This is a genomic window from Mycobacterium sp. ACS4331, from assembly GCF_001667265.1.
Classification (GTDB): Bacteria; Actinomycetota; Actinomycetes; order Mycobacteriales; family Mycobacteriaceae; genus Mycobacterium.
Window position 1 is genome coordinate 125,748 of record NZ_LZHW01000102.1, and the last position, 20,080, is coordinate 145,827.

The following is a 20,080-nucleotide window of genomic DNA, read 5'->3' on the forward strand; positions in this document are numbered from 1 at the left end:
GAGGAGACAATCTACCCAATCGTGGCCTGTGGTTCATTTCCCGAAGCCCGCGTCGTGGCGCCTCCGATAGGCTCGGTGCCCGTGTGTGCGATGGCGCCCGAGGACATCAGCGCGATCGATGCTGCCCATATCTGGCACCCCTACAGCACGATCGGCCGGCCCGGGTCGATGCCCCCGGTGGTGGCGGTCGCGGCCAAGGGGGCGTGGCTGACGCTCGTGGTCGACGGTCAGCCGACCCAGGTGCTCGACGCCATGGCTTCGTGGTGGACAGCGGTGCACGGGCATGGCCATCCCGCCCTCGATGAGGCTCTGACCCGGCAGTTGTCGGTGATGAACCATGTCATGTTCGGCGGCCTGACCCATGAGCCGGCCGCGCGACTGGCCCAACTGCTCGTTGAGATCACCCCGGCGGGCCTGGACACGGTGTTCTTCAGCGACTCCGGATCGGTGTCCGTCGAGGTCGCGGCCAAAATGGCACTTCAGTACCAGATAGCGCGGGGCCGGCCCGAGCGGCACCGGCTGATGACGTGGCGTGGCGGATATCACGGTGACACGTTCACTCCGATGAGCGTGTGCGACCCCGACGGCGGGATGCACAGCCTCTGGACCCCGGTGCTCACACCCCAGGTGTTCGCCCCGGCTGTGCCCTCGCAGTACTCCTCGGCGTACTCCGCGGAGTTCGAGCGGCTGCTGGTGGAACACGTCGGGGAACTGGCGGCGGTCATCGTCGAACCCGTGGTGCAGGGTGCGGGCGGCATGCGCTTCCACGACCCGCGGCAGGTGGCCGATCTCCGGGCGATCTGCGACCGCCACGATGTGCTGTTGATCTTCGACGAGATCGCGACCGGCTTCGGCCGCACCGGGGCCCTGTTCGCCGCCGACCACGCGGGCGTGGCGCCCGACATCATGTGTGTCGGCAAGGCGCTCACCGGCGGCTACGTCACCCTGGCGGCGACGCTGTGCAGCACCGAGATCGCCGAGGTGATCAGTGGCTCGGCGGCCGGTGCGCTGATGCACGGGCCCACCTTCATGGCCAATCCGCTGGCCTGTGCGGTCTCGGTGGCCGCGGTCGAGCTGCTGCTCGCGCAGGACTGGGGGGCCCGGGTCGCCGAGATCGAGACCGGCCTGCGGGCGGGGCTCGAGGCCGCGCGCGAGTTGCCCGGTGTGGCCGATGTGCGGGTGCTCGGCGCGATCGGCGTGGTCGAGATGGCGCACCCCGTGGACGTCCCGGTGGCCACCCGGGTGGCGCTGGAGCACGGTGTGTGGCTGCGCCCGTTCCGCAACCTGGTGTACGTGATGCCGCCGTTCGTGTGCACGCCTGCCGAGATCGCCCAGATCACCTCGGCCATGACGGCCGTCGCGCGTGCGTTAGCCTGAACGGTGTTCAAGTAGCCCCCGAGCAGCCGTGGGAGTCCCAGGTGAGAAGTGCAGGCGTCGCATCCGCAACACCGCTGGCCTGGCTCGACGACGTGGAGCGACAGCGTCGCGCGGCGGGGCTGCGCCGCTCGCTGCGTCCCCGCACGCCCGGGACCGTCGACGTCGATCTGGCGTCCAACGACTACCTGGGGCTGTCACAGCATCCGGCGGTGATCGACGCGGGCATCGACGCGCTGCGCACCTGGGGTGCCGGATCGACCGGATCGCGCCTGGTCACCGGTGACACCGAGCTGCACGAGCAGTTCGAGGTCGAGCTGGCCGAGTTCATCGGCGCGCCCGCCGCGCTGGTGTTCTCGTCGGGCTACGCCGCCAACATCGGCGCGGTGGTGGCGCTGTCGGGACCGGACGCCCTGGTGGTCTCCGACGCCTACTCGCACGCCTCGCTGGTCGACGCGTGCCGGCTGTCCCGCGCGCGTGTCGTGGTCAGCCCGCATCGCGACGTCGACGCGGTCGAGGCCGCGTTGTCCTCGCGGTCGGAGGAGCGCGCCCTGGTCATCACCGACTCGGTGTTCAGCGCCGACGGGGCGTTGGCCCCGCTGGCCAGGCTGCATGAGGTGTGCCGCCGGCACGGCGCGGTGCTGCTGGTCGACGAGGCGCACGGCCTCGGTGTGCGCGGCCGCGGCGGTCGCGGCCTGCTCGACGAGGTGGGCCTGGCCGGTGCACCGGACATCGTCATGACCACCACGCTGTCCAAGGCGCTCGGCAGCCAGGGGGGTGCGGTTCTGGGCTCGGTCGCGGTGCGTGAGCACCTGATCGACGCGGCCCGCACCTTCATCTTCGACACCGGGCTTGCGCCCGCGGCCGTCGGTGCGGCCTCGGCGGCGCTGCGGCTGCTGGCCGAGAACCCGGGACTGGCCGATGCGGTCCTCGAACACGCCCGCGCGCTGGCGCACATGTGCGACGTGGTCGAGGAGCCGCAGTCCGCCGTGGTGTCGGTCATCCTGGGCGACCCCGACGTCGCGGTGGCGGCGGCCGCCGCGTGCGCCGAACGCGGTGTCCGGGTGGGCTGCTTCCGCCCGCCCACGGTGCCCGCAGGCACCTCCCGGCTGCGGCTGACCGCGCGGGCCTCGCTGACCGAGCACGAGCTCGAGCGGGCTCGCGAGGTGCTCACCGAAGTGCTCGGGGCGCGCGAATGACCGTCGTGATGGTCACCGGCACGGGCACCGGGGTGGGCAAGACGGTGGCCACCGCGGCGCTGGCGTGTCACGCCCGGCTGCATGCGCACGACGTCGCGGTGTGCAAGCCCGTGCAGACCGGAACGATCGACGGCGACGACGACCTCGCAACCGTCGGCCGGTTGTCCGGCGTGACCGAACTCGCCGGCCTTGCGCGGTACCCGCAACCGCTCGCGCCCGTCGCGGCCGCCGCGGAGGCCGATATGGCACTGCCCACCCGCGCCGAACTGATCGACTTCATCCGCGCCGCCGACCGGCCCGGCCGGCTGACCCTCGTGGAGGGTGCGGGCGGCCTGGTCGTCGAACTCGGCGCCGACGGCGTCACGCTGCGGGACCTGGCCGAGGAACTCGCCACCCCGGTGGTTGTCGTCGTCGGCCCCGAACTGGGCACCCTGAACTACACCGCGTTGACCCTGGAAGCCCTTGGCGCCAGGAACCTTTCCTGCCCCGGTCTGGTCGTCGGGTCATGGCCGGCACAACCCGGGCCCGCCGAGGTGTCCAACCGTGGCGCACTCGAGGCCCTCGCGCCGGTGCGCGCGGCCCTGCCCGCCGGCGCCGGGTCGCTGTCGCCGGCGGACTTCGCCAAGCTGTCGGCCGCGGCCTTCGACGCGGACTGGGTCGCCGGCCTCATCTGATCTGATCTGACCATGGCGCACTCCATCGAGCTGCTGTTCGACGACCGCACCGAGGCCGCGCTGCGGGAGTCCTGGCGGCGGCTGACCGATGCGGGACTGCCCAGTCAGGCACGCATCCGCGCCGAGACCAACCGCCCTCATGTGACGTTGGTGGCCGCAGAGCACATCGACGCATCCGTCGACGACGTGCTCGCGGGGTTCACCCGGCGGCTGCCGATGGCGTGCACCGTGGGTGCGCTGCTGCTGTTCGGCCGCGCACCCTACGTGCTGGCCCGGCTCATCGTGCCCACCGTCGATCTGCTGGATCTTCATCGCGATGTCGCCGCGGCGTGCGCACCGCATCTGCCGCGCGGCGCCATGGCGCACAGCGATCGGGACGCCTGGACCCCACACACCACCCTGGCCCGGCGCCTGCGGCCCGAACAGCTGGCCGACGCGCTGGCGCTGCGCGGCCTCTCCGCCGACTGGCGTGGGCACTTCACCGGCCTGCGCCGCTGGGACGGGGACGCCCGCGTCGATCTGGTCTACCCCTAGTTCGGGGAGCGCTGCCGCGACGGCTCCGTCGCGGCGGCCTGCACCGTCAAGCCGTCGATGAGCAGCGACAGCCCGAAGTCGAAGGCCGCACCCGGTGCCGCGGTCGGGTCGAACACCGACTGGTCGGCGGGCAGCGCGCCCGCGGCGTCCCACTGCAGGCGGGACTGTTCATCGCCGGTGAATCCCAGGACGTAGTGCACGATCGTGCGGGCGGCCAGGTCGGCGCGCGCGGGCGTGGTTCCTCCCTCGACCGCGGCCTCGGCGAGGCGTGCCAGCACCGTCGCCACCGCGGTGGACTGCCCGGCGGAGAAACTGGCTGAGACCAGCTCGGCTCCGTCGGTGTGCGACAGCAGCGCGTCGCGCAACCGGGAGCACAGGGTGGCGATCGTCGACTGCCAGCCGACCGGTTGCAGCGGTGAGCACACCGGGGTGAGGATCTCGTCCGCCACCGCGCCGAGCAGTTCCTGTTTGTTGGCGAAGTGCCAGTAGAGGGCGCCGGGGGTGACATCGAGTTCTCGGGCGAGTCGTCGCATGGTCAGGTCGGCCAGGCCGAAGTTGTCGAGGATCTCGATGGCCTTGGTCACCAGAGCGCGTTTGTGCAGCTGCACGTGGCTAGCATAGCCTGAACACCGTTCAAGTTCTGATCGCAGTCGAGTTGTGGCTTAAGGAGCGCTGGTGACGCAGGCAGCTGTCGATGTCCTGAGTTCGGCCCGGGAACAGGTTCTCGAGCGCGGCGAGGGGCTCAACGAGGACCAGGTGCTGCAGGTGCTGCAGCTTCCCGATGACCGCCTCGAAGAACTGCTGGCCCTGGCCCATGAGGTCCGGATGAAGTGGTGTGGCCCGGAGGTCGAGGTCGAGGGCATCATCAGCCTCAAGACCGGCGGCTGCCCCGAGGACTGCCACTTCTGTTCGCAGTCAGGGCTTTTCGCCTCGCCCGTGCGCAGCGCATGGCTCGACATCCCCAGCCTGGTTGAGGCCGCCAAACAGACCGCGAAATCCGGCGCGACCGAATTCTGCATCGTCGCCGCGGTCCGCGGACCCGACGAGCGCCTGCTGTCGCAGGTGGCCGCGGGCATCGAAGCGATCCGCAACGAGGTCGACATCCAGATCGCGTGCTCGCTGGGCATGCTCAACCAGGAGCAGGTGGACCGCCTGTCCGCGATGGGCGTGCACCGCTACAACCACAACCTCGAAACCGCCAGGTCGTTCTTCCCGAACGTCGTGACCACCCACAGCTGGGAGGAGCGCTGGGAGACCCTGGGCATGGTTCGGGACGCCGGCATGGAGGTGTGCTGCGGCGGCATCCTCGGAATGGGTGAAACCCTCGAACAGCGTGCCGAATTCGCCGCCAACCTCGCCGAACTCGATCCGCACGAGGTCCCGCTGAACTTCCTCAACCCGCGGCCCGGCACCCCGTTCGGCGATCTCGAGGTGCTGCCCGCGTCCGAGGCGCTCAAGGCCGTCGCGGCCTTCCGCCTGGCCCTGCCCCGGACGATGCTGCGGTTCGCCGGCGGCCGCGAGATCACGCTCGGTGACCTGGGGGCCAAGCAGGGCATCCTGGGCGGCATCAACGCCGTCATTGTCGGGAACTACCTCACCACGCTCGGCCGGCCCGCCGAGGCCGACCTCGAACTGCTCGACGATCTGCAGATGCCGATCAAGGCACTCAACGCGAGCCTGTAGAAACAGGTGATGATCGCCGAACTGCCTGCGCTGCCCGAACCGGTGAGTGCGGGCGCCTTCAACGTCTACACCGGCAGGTCCGCCGACTCGGCGGACGGCGCGGTGCTGCCGACGGCCGCCCAGCTGGGGCTGGAGCCGCCGCGGTTCTGCGCCGCATGCGGTCGCCGCATGACGGTGCAGGTCCGACCCGACGGCTGGTGGGCGAAGTGTTCCCGGCACGGCCTGGTCGACTCCAGGGATCTGGAGACCCAGCGGTGACGGCGTCGTCGTCCGAGGGGCAACCCGCCGCCGCGCCGTCGATTCCGCGCCGCCGCGCCGTGGCCATCGTCGTATTCGGACTCCTGGTCGCCGGTGGGATCGTCGGCGTCCTGTGGGCCCTGCTGGCCCCGCCCGTGCACGGTGTGGTGGCGCTGACCAAGAGCGGCGAGCGGATCTACGCCCACCTGGGCGCCGAGGCCGACCATTTCTTCGTTGCGGCTTTCCTGCTGCTGGGCATGCTGTGCGTGCTGGGTGTCACCGGCGCCACCGCCGCCTGGCAGTGGCGCGCCCACCGGGGGCCGCTGATGGTCTTCGGGGTGTCGGTCGGCACCGTCGGGGCCGGCGGGGTGGCTGCGCTGGTCGGGGCGCTGCTGGTACGCGCGCAGTACGACGTGATCGACGTCGCGGGCGCGCCGATCAGCCCGGAGCACCGCGTGCACTACGTGACCGAGGCACCCGCGGTGTTCTTCGGCCACACGCCGCTGCAGATCGCCACGACGCTGCTGGTGCCCGCGGCGGCTGCGGCGATGGTGTACGCCGTGGCGGCGGTGGCGACCCCGCGCGACGACCTCGGAGCCCACCCGCCGGTCGAGGGCGTCGTGCTGCGCTCGCCGGTCGTCACAGTGGACGGCGGTGAAGCACCCGTCCGGTGACCACCCGGGCCGCCACGGTGCCCAGCCGCCACATGCCGCGGTAGGTCATCGGATTGAGCAGCGTGGGCCACTTGGTGCGCACCATGTGCTCCGACAGCGGTCGGCCCTCGAACCGGTCGATCAGCCAGCGCAGGGTCATCGGAGCCGACATCGGGTGCAGCAGAAGATGTTCGCTGAACATGTCGCGGTGATAGGTGACGTGCGACCCGCCGGTCTTGTACACGTCGGTGAGCTCGTCGATGTCGTCGACCGACACAATGCGATCGTGCACGGCCTGCACGATCAGCACCGGTGGTGTCGGGGCGGTGCGGCCCAGTTTGATGTCCTTGAAGACGTGCTGGATCTCGGGGCTGTCGAGAAGTTCGTCCAGCGGGCAGTCCACCAGTGCATCCATGTCGGTGCGGATATGCCGGAGCACGGCGTGCATCGTGGTCATCCGCTCGATGCGGGCCAGCATCTTCTGGCCCTCGGGGGTGGCGTGCTCGTCGATCAGGCGGCGCAGGTCGGGGTAGATGTGCGTCAGCGCGGCCACCACGGTGGCGGGCAGCCCGGAGTAGATCGTTCCGTTGAGCCTGCGGAAGGTGTGCCCCAGATCGCCGACCGGGGAGCCCAGGACGGCGCCGACGACGTTGAGTTCGGGGGCGTAGTCGGCGCACACCTCGGCGGCCCACGCGGTGGCCAGACCGCCGCCGGAGTATCCCCACAGCCCCACGGGCGCAGCCGGGTCCAGATCCAGTCGCGGGGCGGAGAGCGCCGCGCGCAGTCCGTCGAGCACGTGGTGACCGGGCTCGTTGGGGGCGCCCCACATCCCGCGGGTGCCCTCGTGGTCGGGCACCGACACGGCCCAGCCCTCGGCGAGCGCGGCGGCGACCAGCAGAAACTCAAGCTGAGGCAGTGAGCCGACGGCGTGTGCGCCGCGCCGCAGCGCATAGGACGGGAAGCAGCGGTCGCTGACGGCGTCGATCGCGCACTGGTAGGACAGCACGGGAGTGGGCCTGTGCGGCGAGCGCTCGGTGGGTACCAGCACGGTGGTGACGACGGCCTCGGGCTCGCCGTCCATATCGGTGGTCCGGTACAGCAGCTGGGTGGCGACGATGCGCTGCGGGATCACTCCGAGGAACGCAAGCTGCACGTCACGGCTGCGCAGCACGGTCCCGGGGCGGGCGTGTTCGTAGCCGGCCGGGGGGAGATAGAAGGGGTCCTTGGACGGCACCAGGGGCCGTGTCTGCTCACCCCACTCCTCATGGACGGGTGCACCGATCCACTCGGCACTGCTCACCTCGGCTGTGCTCCCCAGCTCCATGCGTCGCCTCCAGACGGTGGACAAAGTTCACCCATTGTCTCTTAAGGATCCCTTAGAATCCAACTTGCTCAGTTTGGCGGACGCAGGGCCGCGAACTCGTCAGTGACACGCAGGCGGGAGTCGGTGAAGCGGTACAGCGCGGCGGGGCGGCCGCCGCTGCGGCCGGACTGCGCGGTGGTTCCGGTGCGGGTGATCACGCCGCGGCGGGCCAGAACCCGCTGCAGATTTGTCGCGTCGACCTGGTAGCCCAGGGCCGCGCTGTAGATGTCTCGCAGCGTGGAGAGGGCGAATTCCTTTGGCGCCAAGGCGAACCCAATGTTGGTGTAGGAGAGTTTGGCCACCAGTCGGGCGCGTGCGTGCTCGACCATGGGGCCGTGGTCGAAGGCCATCGGCGGCAGCGCGTGCAAGGGGTGCCAACGGGTGTCGGGCGGAAGTTCCGGGGTCGCGGGGGAGGGCACCAGGCCCAGGAAGGTCGAGGCGATGGTGCGTGCGCCGGGTACCCGGTCCGGCTCGGAGAACACCGCCAACTGCTCCAGATGGGCGATCTCACGCAGGTCGACCTTCTCCGCGAGCTGGCGGCGCACCGAACTCGTCATGTCCTCGTCGTGCCGCAGACTGCCTCCCGGCAGGGCCCAGGCGCCGCGCTCGGGATCGAGTGCACGCTCCCACAGCAGGACGTTGAGCTGTGGAAAACGCGTCTCAAGGTCGCGAACCTGGAACACGACGGCGAGCACCTCATGCGCAGTGCTAGTATGAGCCATGTTTTCGATTGTAAGTCGAAAACCTCGACGCCGAAAGGATCGGTCATGACCGTCACCGCACGCGACATGGACACCGCGCTGGCAGCCCGCATCGTCGACGGCCCCAACGGCTACTCCGGTGTGGAGGGCGACGAGGAATGGGCCGAGCAGGTCCGCCGGCTGGCCAAGCTGCGCGGTGCGACCCTGCTGGCGCACAACTACCAGCTGCCGGCGATCCAGGACGTCGCCGATCACGTCGGGGACTCGCTGGCGCTGTCCCGGATCGCCGCGGAGGCTCCCGAGGACACCATCGTCTTCGCGGGCGTGCACTTCATGGCCGAGACCGCCAAGATCCTGTCGCCGGACAAGACCGTGCTGATCCCGGACCAGCGCGCGGGATGCTCGCTGGCCGACTCCATCACCGCCGACGAACTGCGGGCATGGAAGGACGAACACCCCGACGCCGTGGTGGTGTCGTATGTGAACACCACCGCCGCGGTCAAGGCGCTCACCGACATCTGCTGCACCTCCTCCAACGCCGTCGAAGTCGTGGCGTCGATCGATCCGGACCGCGAGGTGCTGTTCTGCCCGGATCAGTTCCTGGGTGCGCATGTGCGCCGCATGACCGGGCGCAAGAACATGCACATCTGGGCCGGTGAATGCCACGTCCATGCGGGCATCAACGGCGACGAGCTCGCCGAACAGGCTCGCAGTCACCCCGACGCCGAACTGTTCGTCCACCCCGAATGCGGCTGTGCGACCTCAGCTCTCTACCTCGCCGGAGAGGGCGCCTTCCCGGAGGACCGGGTCAAGATCCTGTCCACCGGCGGCATGCTCGACGCGGCCCGCGAGTCCAAGGCCCGCCAGGTGCTGGTGGCCACCGAGGTCGGCATGCTGCACCAGTTGCGGCGTGCCGCACCGGAGATCGACTTCCAGGCGGTCAACGACCGGGCGTCGTGCAGGTACATGAAGATGATCACGCCCGCGGCGATGCTGCGGTGCCTGATCGAAGGCGCCGACGAGGTTCATGTCGACCCCGAGACCGCGCGACTGGCCCGGGCCAGCGTGCAGCGAATGATCGAGATCGGGCAGCCCGGCGGCGGGGAATGACCACACCGGCCTGCGGGGGCGCAGGTGTGTGGCAGCAGCGGGCTGACGTAGTCGTGATCGGAACGGGCGTCGCGGGATTGGTGGCTGCCCTGGCGGCCCACCGCAGTGCCGGGAAGCGGCCCCTGCGCGTCGTCGTCCTGAGCAAGGCCCCGCGGGGTGAGATCTCCACCGCCACGTTCTACGCGCAGGGCGGCATCGCCGTGGTGCTGCCCGACACCGCAGACACCGTCGACGCCCACGTGGCCGACACCCTGGTCGCGGGCGGCGGGCTGTGCGATCCCGCCGCCGTCGCCTCGATCGTCGCCGACGGGCACCGGGCGGTCGCCGACCTGGTGCGCAACGGCGCCCGATTCGACGAGGCCACCCCGGGCCGCTGGGCACTGACGCGCGAGGGCGGTCACACCAGGCGTCGCATCATCCACGCGGGTGGTGACGCCACCGGAGCCGAGGTTCAGCGTGCCCTCAACGACGCCGCGGCCATGCTGGACATCCGGTATGAGCACGCGGTGCTGCAGGTGCTGACCGACGGCGGTGAGGTTCGCGGGGTCCACGTGGTCAGCCCCGACGGACCCGGTGTCATCCACGCTCCGTCGGTCGTCCTGGCCACCGGCGGTCTGGGCCATCTCTATGCGGCCACCACCAATCCGTCCGGATCGACCGGTGACGGGATCGCGCTGGCACTGCGTGCGGGGGTGGCGGTCAGCGACATCGAGTTCATCCAGTTCCACCCGACCATGCTCTTCGACGGAAGCGCCGGCGGCAGGCGTCCGCTCATCACCGAGGCCATTCGTGGGGAAGGGGCAATTCTTGTTGATGCACAAGGTGATTCGGTGATGGCGGGAGTCCACCCGATGGCGGATCTGGCGCCACGCGATGTGGTGGCCGCCGCCATCGACGCGCGGATGCGGGCCACCGGCGCGCCGTGTGTCTATCTCGACGCGCGCGGCGTCCCCGACTTCGCGCGCCGCTTTCCGACGGTCACCGCGTCCTGCCACGCCGCGGGCATCGACCCGACGCGCCAGCCGATCCCGGTGCTGCCCGGTGCCCATTACAGCTGTGGGGGAGTCCTCACCGACGTCACCGGGCAGACGTCACTCCCGGGCCTCTACGCGGCGGGCGAAGTCGCTCGCACCGGCATGCACGGGGCCAACCGGTTGGCGTCCAACAGTCTGCTCGAGGGTCTGGTGGTGGGTGCGCGCGCCGGTGCCGCGGCCGCCGGGCACGCCGCGTCGGCAGGCTCGAGCCGGGCAGGCGCACCGGCGCTGCCGCGCCAGGAGGTCCTCGACCGGGCCGAACTGCAGATCGCGATGTCGCGCGATGCGTCCGTCGTCCGCGACGCCGCGGGTCTGCGCAGGCTCACCGACACACTCGCCGATTCCGGGCCGCGCCCGGTCGGCACGCGCGCGGCGCTCGAGAATGCCGCGTTGACTCTGACGGCCCAGGCCGTGGCCGTGGCCGCCGCGGACCGGACCGAGAGCCGCGGCTGCCATCATCGGTCCGACTGGCCCGAGACCGACGGCGCCCAGGAGCGCAGCACGGTGGTTCGCCTGGTCGACGGTCGGGTTCAGGTCGGCGACTCGGTGGTGGCCGCATGAGCCGGGCTGTGATGACGCCGGCCGAACTCGCCGATGCGCGGCAGGTGATCGCCCGGGGTCTCGACGAGGATCTGCGCTACGGGCCCGACGTGACGACGCTGGCCACGGTCGGGGCGGATGCCCGCACCACGGCCGCGATGGTCACCCGCGTCGACGGGGTGGCCGCCGGCGTCGACCTCGCGCTGCTGGTGCTCGACGAGGTGCTCGGCAGCGACGGCTACCGCGTGACGGGGCGCGCCGACGACGGCGACCGACTGCGCCGGGGCGATGCGCTGCTGACCCTCGAGGCCGAGACACGTGGCCTGCTCACCGCCGAACGCACGATGCTGAACCTGGTGTGCCATCTGTCGGGCATCGCGACCGCCACCGCGGCCTGGGTGGCCGAGGTTGACGGGACCAGGGCGCGAATCCGTGACACCCGCAAGACCCTGCCGGGCCTGCGGGCGCTGCAGAAGTACGCGGTGCGGGTCGGCGGCGGGGTCAACCACCGGATGGGGTTGGGTGACGCGGCGCTGATCAAGGACAACCATGTTGCGGCCGCGGGGTCGGTGGTGCCGACGTTGCGCGCGGTGCGCGCCGCGGCGCCGGACCTGCCGTGCGAGGTTGAGGTCGACTCGCTGGAACAGCTCGACGAGGTGCTCGCCGAGGACGTGCAACTGGTGCTGCTGGACAACTTCGCGGTCTGGGAGACTCAGATCGCCGTGCAGCGACGTGACTCGGTCGCGCCGGATGTGCTGCTGGAGTCCTCGGGCGGCCTCTCGTTGGAGGACGCCGCGGCGTATGCGGGCACGGGAGTCGACTACCTCGCCGTGGGGGCGCTGACGCACTCGGTGCGGGTGCTCGACATCGGCCTCGATTTCTGACGTCGACGGGTGTCGTCAGCCGCGCTGGATGACGTCCAGCGCGGCTCGCTGAGCGCGTCGGGCAGGCGACTTTGCCGTTCGGCCGCCATGGCGGCGCGCCTCGCGCACGTAGCGGCGACGATCGCGGCGGGTCGACAGCGAATTCAGCAGCGCGGGGTCGAACGGCAGGTCAGGTCGCGCGGTGATCTGATCGCGCACCCAGCCGCGTTCGACCCGGAGCAGGAGCAGCACGGGCACGACGAAGATGGCGACGTTCACCGCGACCTTGAGCGCCAACATCCCCAGAGCCGCAGCCGGGGCGTCGGGACCCGGTGCGTCCCAGATGAAGTGCATCAGCGACGCCGCGCCGAACAGCCCGACCGCCGTCAGCAGCCGCCGCGACCGCGGCCAGCTGTCCCGACCGGCGAACGAGGGGAGCAGCATCAACACCCCCACGGTCGCCAGGGCGGTGTAGGACCAGTGCGCGGGGACGGCGGTGAACGCCCGCAGGATCAGGTTGGCGCCGGCGCCCACCACATCGGAGTCCAAGCTGGCGATGGCCTGGCGGCTGGCGTACACCAGGTCCTCCATCAGGTCGAAACCGACACCGACGAACATGCCCAGCAGAAGGGCGTGGGAGATCCGGTTGAACACCGCCGCGCTGAGCACCAGCACCACCGCGGCGCACACCGCCTTGGCGGCCTCCTCGACGAACGGGGCCGAGAGCGCCGCCGACCACCGCTCCGCGGTGTCGGGGTCCAGGACGCTGCGCCAGAACCCGAACAGCGCGGTGTTGCCGTGCAGTGCGAGCACCATCGCGGTGGTGGCCCCGAGGGCCGTGCCGGCGGCCAGCACCTGTGGGTGCGCCCGCACACTGCGGAACGGGTCGAACTTCAGCATCAGCCACAGCAGGAACGCGATGAGCCCCAGCCACAGCGGCGCCAGCGCGATCTGGGCGGCGAGGGTTTCGGCGATGGCGGCTCCGTCGCTGAGCAGCATCAGCACGGTGCTCAGTCCGACCGCGGCGACGAACAGCCAGAACACCGCTGATTCGGGCCGGTAGACGACCGGGGTCCGAGTCGCGGTCACGGGGTCGGCGGTGTGGTTCTCCATGACGGTCACGGCTGGCTCCTGGTGAGGGGGGCGACGATCTCGGCGACCGGAGGGGCCGGGCTCTCGGCGTCGCCGAGCGCCAGCACCGAGACGACGACGTCGTCGTCGGCCAGGAAGGCGCACGTGCCGGTGCGGCGTTCCGCGACCACGACACAGGTGTCGCCGGTCAACCCGCCGTCGGCGCTGGCGATCCGTCCGCCGTCGAGGGCCGAAGTCCAGCCGGCCACCCGGTTGGATCGGATCAGCCGCTGTGCCACCGCATCCGGGTCGCGTTCACCCCGGTCGTAGACCTGGACCACGACCGTCGCGCCGCCGGACCGCAGTGCCATGGTGTGCCCGTCGTCGCGGGTCTCCCAGCCGGGTGGGGCGGTGACCAGCAGACCGTGGCCGGCGGAACTGACGATCTCGATCGCATCGGATCCCGGTGCGGCGACGTTCCATTCGCGCTCGGGTGCCAGGGCGGCGAGCAGCATCGGGACACCGGGGATGGCCAGCATGAGCGCGGCGAGTGTGAACGCCGCCTTCTTCTGGGTGAGTCTGCGTCGGCCCGCCGGGACGGTCGGCGTAACGGGCAGGGTCATGGACGGCGGGCACCCCCATCTGGTCGGCACAGGTGAGCGGCCAGCATAAATCGACGCAGGCGTCAAAACGGGTGTGGCGCGCCGGGCCCGACACAACCGCCGGGGTTCTCGCCTCAGCTGCTGCAGAACGCTACGGTTTCGGATCGTCGCTGGCCGTTGTCGTCGCAGTACGTGAAGTGAATGTGCAGGTAGCAACGCTTATGTAGCGGATCAGGAGCAAAATGTTGCACTGCTACGGTTTGTTGGTTTACTGTGGAGCGCAGCCGGACAGTCCGGCGGTTGCCGCCGAAAGGGCCAACGATGACGAGCACTCAGACCCCCTCGGGACACGACCTCTGGCGCGCTCCGAGCGCTGCCGCGGCCGATGGACCCACCCGCGTCATTCCCGGACGCCGGCCCGCCCCGCCCCATCATCCGCAGCCGCACTGGGGACCGCCGATGCCGCCGGTTCCTCCCGGTGCGCCGTGGCCGATGCCCACCGCGCCGAACAACGGCGGAAACGGTAAGAAGTGGGCCATCGTCGCCGGGGCTGCGGTCGCCGTGGCGGCGCTCGCGACGGCGACGGTGGTGGTCGCCACCACCGGAGGCTCGGGCCAGAGCGGTCCTTCGCAGGTCACCACCACGACCGTGACGCCGACCACCCCGGTCGAGACCACTTCGCCCACAAGCGAACCCGCGGCCGCGGCCGTCGACCCCGCTTCGGTGCTGCTGTCCCGGTCGGATGCCGAGGATCTCCTGCGCGATTCGCTCAAGGCGATGGGCAACAGCGACACACTGATCGACAACAGCGACCGCATCGATCGGGCCGAGTGCATGGGCTCGTGGGGGCCTGCCGAGCGCAGGGCCTATGCGGGCAGCGGCTACGACGAGGTTGCCGTCAGTGGGTTCAAATCCGCAGGCGACAGCGGTGTGCTGCTGATCCAGGCCGCGGTCAGTTTCGACTCACCCAGCGATGCCCAGGAGTACGTTGGCACCGCGCGGGACTCCTGGCGCGGATGCGCCGACAGCGTCGTGATGATGTCCAGGGAGGACAAGCCGCCAGTGCCGGTCCGCTTCGGTTCGGTCGGAACCGGTGGCGACGGCTTCCTGACCCAGAGCCAGGGGCCGGACTCGCCCGACGCGATGGTCGGCTGCGAGCACGCGCTGGGCGTCCGTGGCGCGATCGTCATCGACACGATGGTCTGCAGCACCGCCTACACCGGGCAGGGGCTCGAGGTCGCCGAGGCCATCGCCAAGAACGTCGACCAGTCGTCCTGAGATCGGATCAGGTCGTCGCGGCGCGCCGCATCAGGGACAACCCCACCGCGGCCGCCGCGAACAGACCCGAGAAGGTCCGGTTGACCAGGCGCTGCTGGCGCGGTGTCGTCAGCCACCGCATCAACCGCGAGGCCAGCGCGGCGTAGCCACCCATGACCGCCAGATCCACGACGACCATCGTGACGCCGATCGCGAGGTACTGCGGGGGCAGCGGAGCGGTCGGCACGACGAACTGGGGCAACACGGCGAGCAGGAACACCAGACCCTTGGGGTTGGTGAGGTTGATCAGCGCCCCGCGCACCACCAGGCCACGGCGCGTGGACACCGGCGCCACGTCCAACTCGCTCTCGAGGTCCATCGCAGCGCTGCGCCACTGCCGAACCGCCAGGTAGACGAGGTAGAGCACGCCCAGCCACTTCACGACAGTGAAAGCCAGCACCGAACTCGCCACCAGGGCGCCGAGGCCCACAGCCACCAGCACCAGTTGCGTCATCAGCCCGATCTGCAGGCCGAGGATCGTCCAGTAGGTGCGTCGCACGCCGTGCGTCAAACCGGTGGCCATCGACAGTATTGCGCCCGCGCCAGGGGACACACTGATGGCGATCGCGGCCCCGATGAAGGCCAACCACAGCTGCAACTCCATGGCCGAAGTGTGGCAGTGATCGACATCGCAGCTCAAACGGATTTTTATTCAACTGGACCGATCAGCGACAATTGAAGAGATGTCCAACTTCGCTATGTCCCGAATCGACCTGCGCGGCCGCGGCCTGTCCGCGGCGCAACTGCGCGCCACCCTGCCGAGGGGCGGCGTCGACGTCGACGCCGTGGTGCCCAAGGTGCGACCCATCGTGGACGCCGTCGCCGAGCATGGCGCGCAGGCCGCGTTGGACTACGGACAGTCATTCGACGGTGTTCGCCCCGATGCGGTCCGCGTGCCCGCCGAGGCGATCCAGCGCGCGTTCTCCGAATTGGACCCCGACGTGCGGGCGGCGCTGGAGGTGGCGATCGAGCGCGCCCGCGCCGTGCACGCCGATCAGCGTCGCACCGACACCACCACCGAACTCGCCCCCGGGGCCACGGTCACCGAGCGGTGGGTACCCGTCGAGCGGGTCGGCCTGTACGTGCCCGGCGGCAACGCGGTCTACCCCTCGAGTGTCGTCATGAACGTCGTGCCCGCGCAGACGGCGGGGGTGGACTCCCTGGTCATCGCCAGCCCGCCGCAGGCTTCGAACCCGGCCCAGTTCCAGGGCCTGCCACACCCGACGATCCTGGCGGCCGCGGGCCTGCTCGGGGTCGATGAGGTGTGGGCCGTCGGCGGGGCCCAGGCCGTCGCCCTGCTGGCCTACGGCGGCACCGACACCGACGGCGCCGAGCTCGCCCCGGTGGACATGATCACCGGCCCGGGCAACATCTACGTGACCGCGGCCAAGCGGATCTGCCGCTCACAGGTCGGGATCGACGCCGAGGCCGGTCCCACCGAGATCGCGATCCTGGCCGACCACACGGCCGATCCCGTGCACGTCGCGGCCGACCTCATCAGCCAGGCCGAGCACGACGAGATGGCCGCCAGTGTGCTGGTCACCACCAGTGTCGAGCTGGCCGAGGCCACCGACGCCGAGCTGACCCGTCAGCTCGAGACCACCAAGCACCGGGCCCGCGTGACGACCGCGCTGAGCGGCCGGCAGTCGGCCACCGTCCTGGTCGACGACCTGGACGAGGGCGTGCGCGTGGCCAACGCCTACGCCGCCGAGCACCTTGAGATCCAGACCGCCGATGCGCTCGCGGTCGCGGGCCGGATCCGTTCCGCGGGTGCGATTTTCGTCGGCCCGTGGGCGCCGGTCAGTCTCGGTGACTACTGCGCGGGCTCGAACCACGTGCTGCCGACCGCCGGGTGCGCTCGGCACTCGAGTGGTCTGTCGGTGCAGACGTTCCTCAAGGGCATCCACGTCATCGACTACACCGAGGCCGCGCTCAAGGACGTCTCGGGTCACGTGATCACGCTGTCCAAGGCTGAGGACCTGCCCGCGCACGGAGAGGCGGTTCGCCGGAGGTTCGAGCGGTGATCGGTGATTCCGTGAGCCTGGCCGACCTTCCGCTGCGCGATGACCTGCGCGGAAAGTCGCCCTACGGCGCACCGCAGCTGTCGGTTCCGGTGCGGCTCAACACCAACGAGAACCCGCACCCACCGACGGAGGCGCTGATCGACGACGTGACCTCCTCCGTCCGAGCCGCGGCGGCCGAACTGCACCGCTACCCGGATCGCGACGCCGTGGCGCTGCGAACCGATCTGGCTGCCTATGTCACCTCGGCGACCGGTATCGAGGTCGGAGCGGAGAACCTCTGGGCCGCAAACGGTTCCAACGAGATCCTGCAGCAGCTGCTGCAGGCCTTCGGCGGGCCGGGCCGCAGTGCGATCGGGTTCGTCCCGTCGTACTCGATGCACCCGATCATCTCCGACGGCACGCAGACCCGGTGGGTGAGCGCGACGCGGTCGGCGGACTTCGCGCTGGACACCGACGTCGCGGTGGCCGCGATCGAGCAGCACCGTCCCGATGTGGTGTTCGTCACCAGCCCGAACAACCCCACAGGGCAGAGCATTCCGCTCGACGATCTGCGTCGCATCCTGGCGGCCATGACGGGCGGCGTGCTCGTCGTCGACGAGGCCTATGGGGAGTTCTCCTCTCAGCCCAGCGCCGTCGCGCTGATCGACGAGCATCCGACGAAGGTCGTCGTCAGCCGAACGATGAGCAAGGCCTTCGCCTTCGCCGGCGGTCGGTTGGGCTACCTGATCTCCTCACCGGCGGTCATCGACGCGATGCTGCTGGTGCGACTGCCGTATCACCTCTCGGTGCTCACCCAGGTCGCGGCGCGTGCCGCGCTGCGGCATGCCGACGACACCCTGGGCAGCGTCGCGGCCCTGGTCGCCGAGCGCAATCGGGTGTCGAAAGCGCTGGCAGAGTACGGCTTCCGAGTGGTGGACAGTGACGCAAACTTCGTGCTGTTCGGCGAGTTCGCCGACGCCTCCGCCACGTGGCAACGTTATCTGGACGACGGCGTGCTGATCCGGGACGTGGGCATCCCGGGCTTCCTGCGCACCACGATCGGCCTGACCGCCGAGAACGACGCATTCCTGGCCGCGAGTCAGCGCCTGGCCGCGACCGAACTGGCCCCGAACCGAGTAGGAGCACCGTGACCCGCTACGCGAAGGTCGAACGCAAGACCAGGGAGTCCGACATCACCGTCGAGATCGACCTGGACGGCACCGGGAAGGTGCAGATCGACACGGGTGTGCCGTTCTTCGACCACATGCTGACCTCGCTGGGCAGCCACGCGAGCTTCGACCTCACGGTGCGCGCCGTGGGCGACATCGAGATCGAGGCGCACCACACCGTCGAGGACACCGCGATCGTGCTGGGCACCGCGCTCGGTCAGGCGCTCGGCGACAAGAAGGGCATCCGTCGCTTCGGTGACTCGTTCATCCCGATGGACGAGACGCTCGCGCACGCCGCGGTCGATGTCTCCGGGCGGCCCTACTTCGTCCACACCGGCGAACCCGAGTCCATGGTGACCTTCACGATCGCAGGCAGCGGTGCGCCGTATCACACGGTGATCAACCGGCACGTCTTCGAGTCGCTGGCCTTCAACGCCCGCATCGCACTGCACGTGCGCACGATCTACGGACGCGACCCGCACCACATCACCGAGGCCCAGTACAAGGCCGTGGCGCGGGCGCTGCGTCAGGCCGTCGAGCCCGATCCTCGGGTCGCGGGCGTGCCGTCCACGAAAGGCACCCTGTGAGCGGCACTTCCAAGTCCGTGGTGGTGCTCGACTACGGCTCGGGCAACCTGCGGTCCGCGCAGCGTGCCCTTGAGCGGGTCGGCGCCGACGTCGAGGTGACCGCGGATCCCGCCGCGGCCGCCAATGCCGATGGGCTCGTCGTTCCCGGGGTCGGCGCGTTCGAAGCCTGCATGACCGGACTGCGTTCGATCAACGGCGAGCAGATCATCGCCGATCGGGTGGCCGCGGGACGGCCCGTGCTCGGTGTCTGCGTCGGCATGCAGATCCTGTTCGCCCGCGGCGTTGAGTTCGGGGTCGAGTCGACGGGCTGCGGACAGTGGCCCGGCGCGGTGACCAGGCTTGACGCCCCGGTCATCCCGCACATGGGCTGGAACGTGGTGCAGGCGCCGTCGGAGAGCGTGCTGTTCAAAGGTTTGGACTCCTCCACCCGGTTCTATTTCGTGCACTCGTACGCCGCGCAGCGCTGGGAGGGCAGTCCCGACGCACTGCTGACCTGGGCCACCCACCACGTGCCGTTCCTTGCGGCCGTGGAGGACGGTCCGCTGTCGGCGACACAATTTCATCCGGAGAAGAGTGGCGATGCCGGTGCCTCGCTGCTCGCGAATTGGGTTGAGGGACTGTGACTTCTAAACCACCACTGATTCTGCTTCCTGCCGTCGACGTGGTCGACGGCAAGGCCGTGCGGCTCGTGCAGGGCAAGGCCGGCAGTGAGACCGACTACGGGTCGGCGCTCGAGGCCGCCGAGACCTGGCAGCGCGACGGCGCCGAGTGGATCCACCTCGTGGATCTCGACGCCGCCTTCGGTCGCGGCTCCAACCGCGAACTGCTGGCCGAGGTCGTCGGCAAGCTGGACGTCGCGGTCGAGTTGTCCGGCGGCATCCGCGACGACGAGTCACTGCGCGCGGCGCTGGCCACCGGGTGCGCCCGGGTCAACATCGGCACCGCGGCGCTGGAGAACCCGACATGGTGTGCGCAGGCGATCGCCGAATACGGCGACCGGGTCGCGGTCGGCCTCGACGTCCAGATCATCGACGGTGCGCACCGGCTGCGGGGCCGCGGCTGGGAGACCGACGGCGGAGACCTCTGGGAGGTGCTGGATCGCCTTGACGCCGAGGGGTGTTCGCGTTTCGTGGTCACCGATGTCACCAAGGACGGCACCCTGACCGGACCCAATCTCGAACTGCTCGGCGAGGTCGCCAAACGCACCGACAAGCCCGTGATCGCCTCCGGCGGTGTGTCGAGCCTCGACGACCTTCGGGCCATCGCGACCCTGACCGATGTCGGCGTCGAGGGCGCGATCGTCGGCAAGGCGCTCTACGCCGAGCGGTTCACGCTGCCGCAGGCGCTGGCCGCGGTCAGCGGTTAG

General features: G+C 70.2%; 22 protein-coding genes. 16 read left to right on the top strand and 6 right to left on the bottom strand.

Annotation, left to right across the window (positions count from 1 at the left end; genetic code table 11):
• Positions 1-90: 90 nt before the first annotated feature.
• Genes A5727_RS23925 through A5727_RS23940 form a run of 4 tightly spaced genes read left to right on the top strand, consistent with a single transcriptional unit; the run spans position 91 to position 3,781 of the window.
• The gene (locus A5727_RS23925; protein WP_068256232.1) at positions 91-1,377 is read left to right on the top strand and encodes an adenosylmethionine--8-amino-7-oxononanoate transaminase; all 1,287 of its coding nucleotides are present in this window, start codon (positions 91-93) and stop codon (positions 1,375-1,377) included.
• Positions 1,378-1,418: 41 nt separating this feature from the next.
• On the top strand, positions 1,419-2,573 hold the full coding sequence (locus A5727_RS23930; RefSeq protein WP_068256235.1) for an 8-amino-7-oxononanoate synthase: 1,155 nt from the start codon (positions 1,419-1,421) through the stop codon (positions 2,571-2,573).
• On the top strand, positions 2,570-3,247 hold the full coding sequence (bioD, locus tag A5727_RS23935; protein WP_068256238.1) for a dethiobiotin synthase: 678 nt from the start codon (positions 2,570-2,572) through the stop codon (positions 3,245-3,247). Before A5727_RS23930 ends, bioD begins: the two co-directional genes overlap by 4 nt.
• 12 nt (positions 3,248-3,259) lie before the next feature.
• On the top strand, positions 3,260-3,781 hold the full coding sequence (locus tag A5727_RS23940; RefSeq protein ID WP_068256241.1) for a 2'-5' RNA ligase family protein: 522 nt from the start codon (positions 3,260-3,262) through the stop codon (positions 3,779-3,781).
• On the opposite strand, the gene A5727_RS23945 is transcribed toward A5727_RS23940, so the two are convergent.
• A complete protein-coding gene (locus A5727_RS23945; RefSeq protein WP_068256245.1) occupies positions 3,778-4,389 on the bottom strand; it encodes a TetR family transcriptional regulator in 612 nt (203 codons plus the stop codon). The genes A5727_RS23940 and A5727_RS23945 overlap by 4 nt on opposite strands.
• A 67-nt stretch (positions 4,390-4,456) precedes the next feature.
• On the opposite strand from A5727_RS23945, the gene bioB reads away from it, so the two are divergent.
• Genes bioB through A5727_RS23960 form a run of 3 tightly spaced genes read left to right on the top strand, consistent with a single transcriptional unit; the run spans position 4,457 to position 6,375 of the window.
• Positions 4,457-5,464, top strand: coding sequence for a biotin synthase BioB (gene bioB, locus A5727_RS23950; RefSeq protein WP_068256248.1), 1,008 nt, complete (start codon positions 4,457-4,459; stop codon positions 5,462-5,464).
• 9 nt (positions 5,465-5,473) lie between these two features.
• Entirely contained in the window at positions 5,474-5,722 is a 249-nt protein-coding gene (gene bsaP, locus A5727_RS23955) for a biotin synthase auxiliary protein BsaP (RefSeq protein ID WP_068256251.1), read from the top strand.
• Positions 5,719-6,375 (top strand): DUF2567 domain-containing protein, encoded by a 657-nt coding sequence (locus tag A5727_RS23960; protein ID WP_068256255.1) that lies wholly within the window; start codon positions 5,719-5,721, stop codon positions 6,373-6,375. The genes bsaP and A5727_RS23960 overlap by 4 nt, the downstream gene beginning before the upstream one ends.
• Here the strand turns inward: A5727_RS23960 and A5727_RS23965 are convergent.
• A complete protein-coding gene (locus A5727_RS23965) occupies positions 6,341-7,678 on the bottom strand; it encodes a lipase family protein (RefSeq protein ID WP_068256258.1) in 1,338 nt (445 codons plus the stop codon). The genes A5727_RS23960 and A5727_RS23965 overlap by 35 nt on opposite strands.
• A gap of 68 nt (positions 7,679-7,746) precedes the next feature.
• Positions 7,747-8,439, bottom strand: a complete 693-nt coding sequence (locus A5727_RS23970) for an NUDIX hydrolase (RefSeq protein ID WP_082949996.1) — start codon at positions 8,437-8,439, stop codon at positions 7,747-7,749.
• Positions 8,440-8,484: 45 nt separating this feature from the next.
• Here A5727_RS23970 and nadA point away from each other — a divergent pair, with 45 nt between their 5' ends.
• From nadA to nadC, 3 genes are read left to right on the top strand one after another with little or no spacing between them, the layout of a single operon-like run.
• Entirely contained in the window at positions 8,485-9,528 is a 1,044-nt protein-coding gene (nadA, locus tag A5727_RS23975; protein ID WP_068256263.1) for a quinolinate synthase NadA, read from the top strand.
• Entirely contained in the window at positions 9,525-11,123 is a 1,599-nt protein-coding gene (locus A5727_RS23980; RefSeq protein ID WP_068256266.1) for an L-aspartate oxidase, read from the top strand. Before nadA ends, A5727_RS23980 begins: the two co-directional genes overlap by 4 nt.
• 11 nt (positions 11,124-11,134) lie before the next feature.
• Positions 11,135-11,986 carry a carboxylating nicotinate-nucleotide diphosphorylase gene (gene nadC, locus A5727_RS23985; RefSeq protein WP_231992213.1) on the top strand — a complete coding sequence of 284 codons (852 nt, stop codon included), beginning with the start codon at positions 11,135-11,137 and terminating at the stop codon, positions 11,984-11,986.
• A gap of 15 nt (positions 11,987-12,001) precedes the next feature.
• Here nadC and A5727_RS23990 read toward each other — a convergent pair whose 3' ends face one another.
• Together A5727_RS23990 and A5727_RS23995 are read right to left on the bottom strand one after the other, a co-directional pair.
• Positions 12,002-13,078: a PrsW family intramembrane metalloprotease gene (locus tag A5727_RS23990; protein WP_068256595.1), complete on the bottom strand. Its 1,077-nt coding sequence runs from the start codon at positions 13,076-13,078 to the stop codon at positions 12,002-12,004.
• 5 nt (positions 13,079-13,083) lie between these two features.
• Positions 13,084-13,659 (bottom strand): hypothetical protein, encoded by a 576-nt coding sequence (locus A5727_RS23995; RefSeq protein WP_068256270.1) that lies wholly within the window; start codon positions 13,657-13,659, stop codon positions 13,084-13,086.
• A gap of 300 nt (positions 13,660-13,959) precedes the next feature.
• Between A5727_RS23995 and A5727_RS24000 the strand changes: the two genes are divergently transcribed.
• Positions 13,960-14,916, top strand: a complete 957-nt coding sequence (locus tag A5727_RS24000) for a sensor domain-containing protein (RefSeq protein ID WP_082949997.1) — start codon at positions 13,960-13,962, stop codon at positions 14,914-14,916.
• Positions 14,917-14,923: 7 nt separating this feature from the next.
• Here A5727_RS24000 and rhtB read toward each other — a convergent pair whose 3' ends face one another.
• Positions 14,924-15,559 (bottom strand): homoserine/homoserine lactone efflux protein, encoded by a 636-nt coding sequence (gene rhtB, locus A5727_RS24005; RefSeq protein ID WP_068256275.1) that lies wholly within the window; start codon positions 15,557-15,559, stop codon positions 14,924-14,926.
• Positions 15,560-15,638: 79 nt separating this feature from the next.
• Here rhtB and hisD point away from each other — a divergent pair, with 79 nt between their 5' ends.
• From hisD to priA, 5 genes are read left to right on the top strand one after another with little or no spacing between them, the layout of a single operon-like run.
• Positions 15,639-16,979 (top strand): histidinol dehydrogenase, encoded by a 1,341-nt coding sequence (gene hisD, locus A5727_RS24010; protein WP_068256278.1) that lies wholly within the window; start codon positions 15,639-15,641, stop codon positions 16,977-16,979.
• The gene (locus tag A5727_RS24015) at positions 16,976-18,109 is read left to right on the top strand and encodes a histidinol-phosphate transaminase (protein WP_157521545.1); all 1,134 of its coding nucleotides are present in this window, start codon (positions 16,976-16,978) and stop codon (positions 18,107-18,109) included. The genes hisD and A5727_RS24015 overlap by 4 nt, the downstream gene beginning before the upstream one ends.
• Positions 18,106-18,714 (top strand): imidazoleglycerol-phosphate dehydratase HisB, encoded by a 609-nt coding sequence (gene hisB, locus A5727_RS24020; RefSeq protein WP_068256281.1) that lies wholly within the window; start codon positions 18,106-18,108, stop codon positions 18,712-18,714. The genes A5727_RS24015 and hisB overlap by 4 nt, the downstream gene beginning before the upstream one ends.
• Positions 18,711-19,337, top strand: coding sequence for an imidazole glycerol phosphate synthase subunit HisH (hisH, locus tag A5727_RS24025; protein WP_068256284.1), 627 nt, complete (start codon positions 18,711-18,713; stop codon positions 19,335-19,337). The genes hisB and hisH overlap by 4 nt, the downstream gene beginning before the upstream one ends.
• Positions 19,334-20,080, top strand: coding sequence for a bifunctional 1-(5-phosphoribosyl)-5-((5-phosphoribosylamino)methylideneamino)imidazole-4-carboxamide isomerase/phosphoribosylanthranilate isomerase PriA (gene priA, locus A5727_RS24030; RefSeq protein WP_068256287.1), 747 nt, complete (start codon positions 19,334-19,336; stop codon positions 20,078-20,080). The genes hisH and priA overlap by 4 nt, the downstream gene beginning before the upstream one ends.

Coding starts and splice junctions, on each gene's coding strand:
- hisD (WP_068256278.1), top strand. CDS start 15,639: ATGTCCAACTTCGCTATGTCCCGAATCGACCTGCGCGGCCGCGGCCTG.
- A5727_RS23970 (WP_082949996.1), bottom strand. CDS start 8,439: ATGGCTCATACTAGCACTGCGCATGAGGTGCTCGCCGTCGTGTTCCAG.
- bsaP (WP_068256251.1), top strand. CDS start 5,474: ATGATCGCCGAACTGCCTGCGCTGCCCGAACCGGTGAGTGCGGGCGCC.
- A5727_RS23990 (WP_068256595.1), bottom strand. CDS start 13,078: ATGGAGAACCACACCGCCGACCCCGTGACCGCGACTCGGACCCCGGTC.
- A5727_RS23940 (WP_068256241.1), top strand. CDS start 3,260: ATGGCGCACTCCATCGAGCTGCTGTTCGACGACCGCACCGAGGCCGCG.
- nadA (WP_068256263.1), top strand. CDS start 8,485: ATGACCGTCACCGCACGCGACATGGACACCGCGCTGGCAGCCCGCATC.
- A5727_RS24000 (WP_082949997.1), top strand. CDS start 13,960: ATGACGAGCACTCAGACCCCCTCGGGACACGACCTCTGGCGCGCTCCG.
- A5727_RS23925 (WP_068256232.1), top strand. CDS start 91: ATGGCGCCCGAGGACATCAGCGCGATCGATGCTGCCCATATCTGGCAC.
- A5727_RS23995 (WP_068256270.1), bottom strand. CDS start 13,659: ATGACCCTGCCCGTTACGCCGACCGTCCCGGCGGGCCGACGCAGACTC.
- A5727_RS23980 (WP_068256266.1), top strand. CDS start 9,525: ATGACCACACCGGCCTGCGGGGGCGCAGGTGTGTGGCAGCAGCGGGCT.
- bioD (WP_068256238.1), top strand. CDS start 2,570: ATGACCGTCGTGATGGTCACCGGCACGGGCACCGGGGTGGGCAAGACG.
- nadC (WP_231992213.1), top strand. CDS start 11,135: ATGACGCCGGCCGAACTCGCCGATGCGCGGCAGGTGATCGCCCGGGGT.
- rhtB (WP_068256275.1), bottom strand. CDS start 15,559: ATGGAGTTGCAGCTGTGGTTGGCCTTCATCGGGGCCGCGATCGCCATC.
- A5727_RS23965 (WP_068256258.1), bottom strand. CDS start 7,678: ATGGAGCTGGGGAGCACAGCCGAGGTGAGCAGTGCCGAGTGGATCGGT.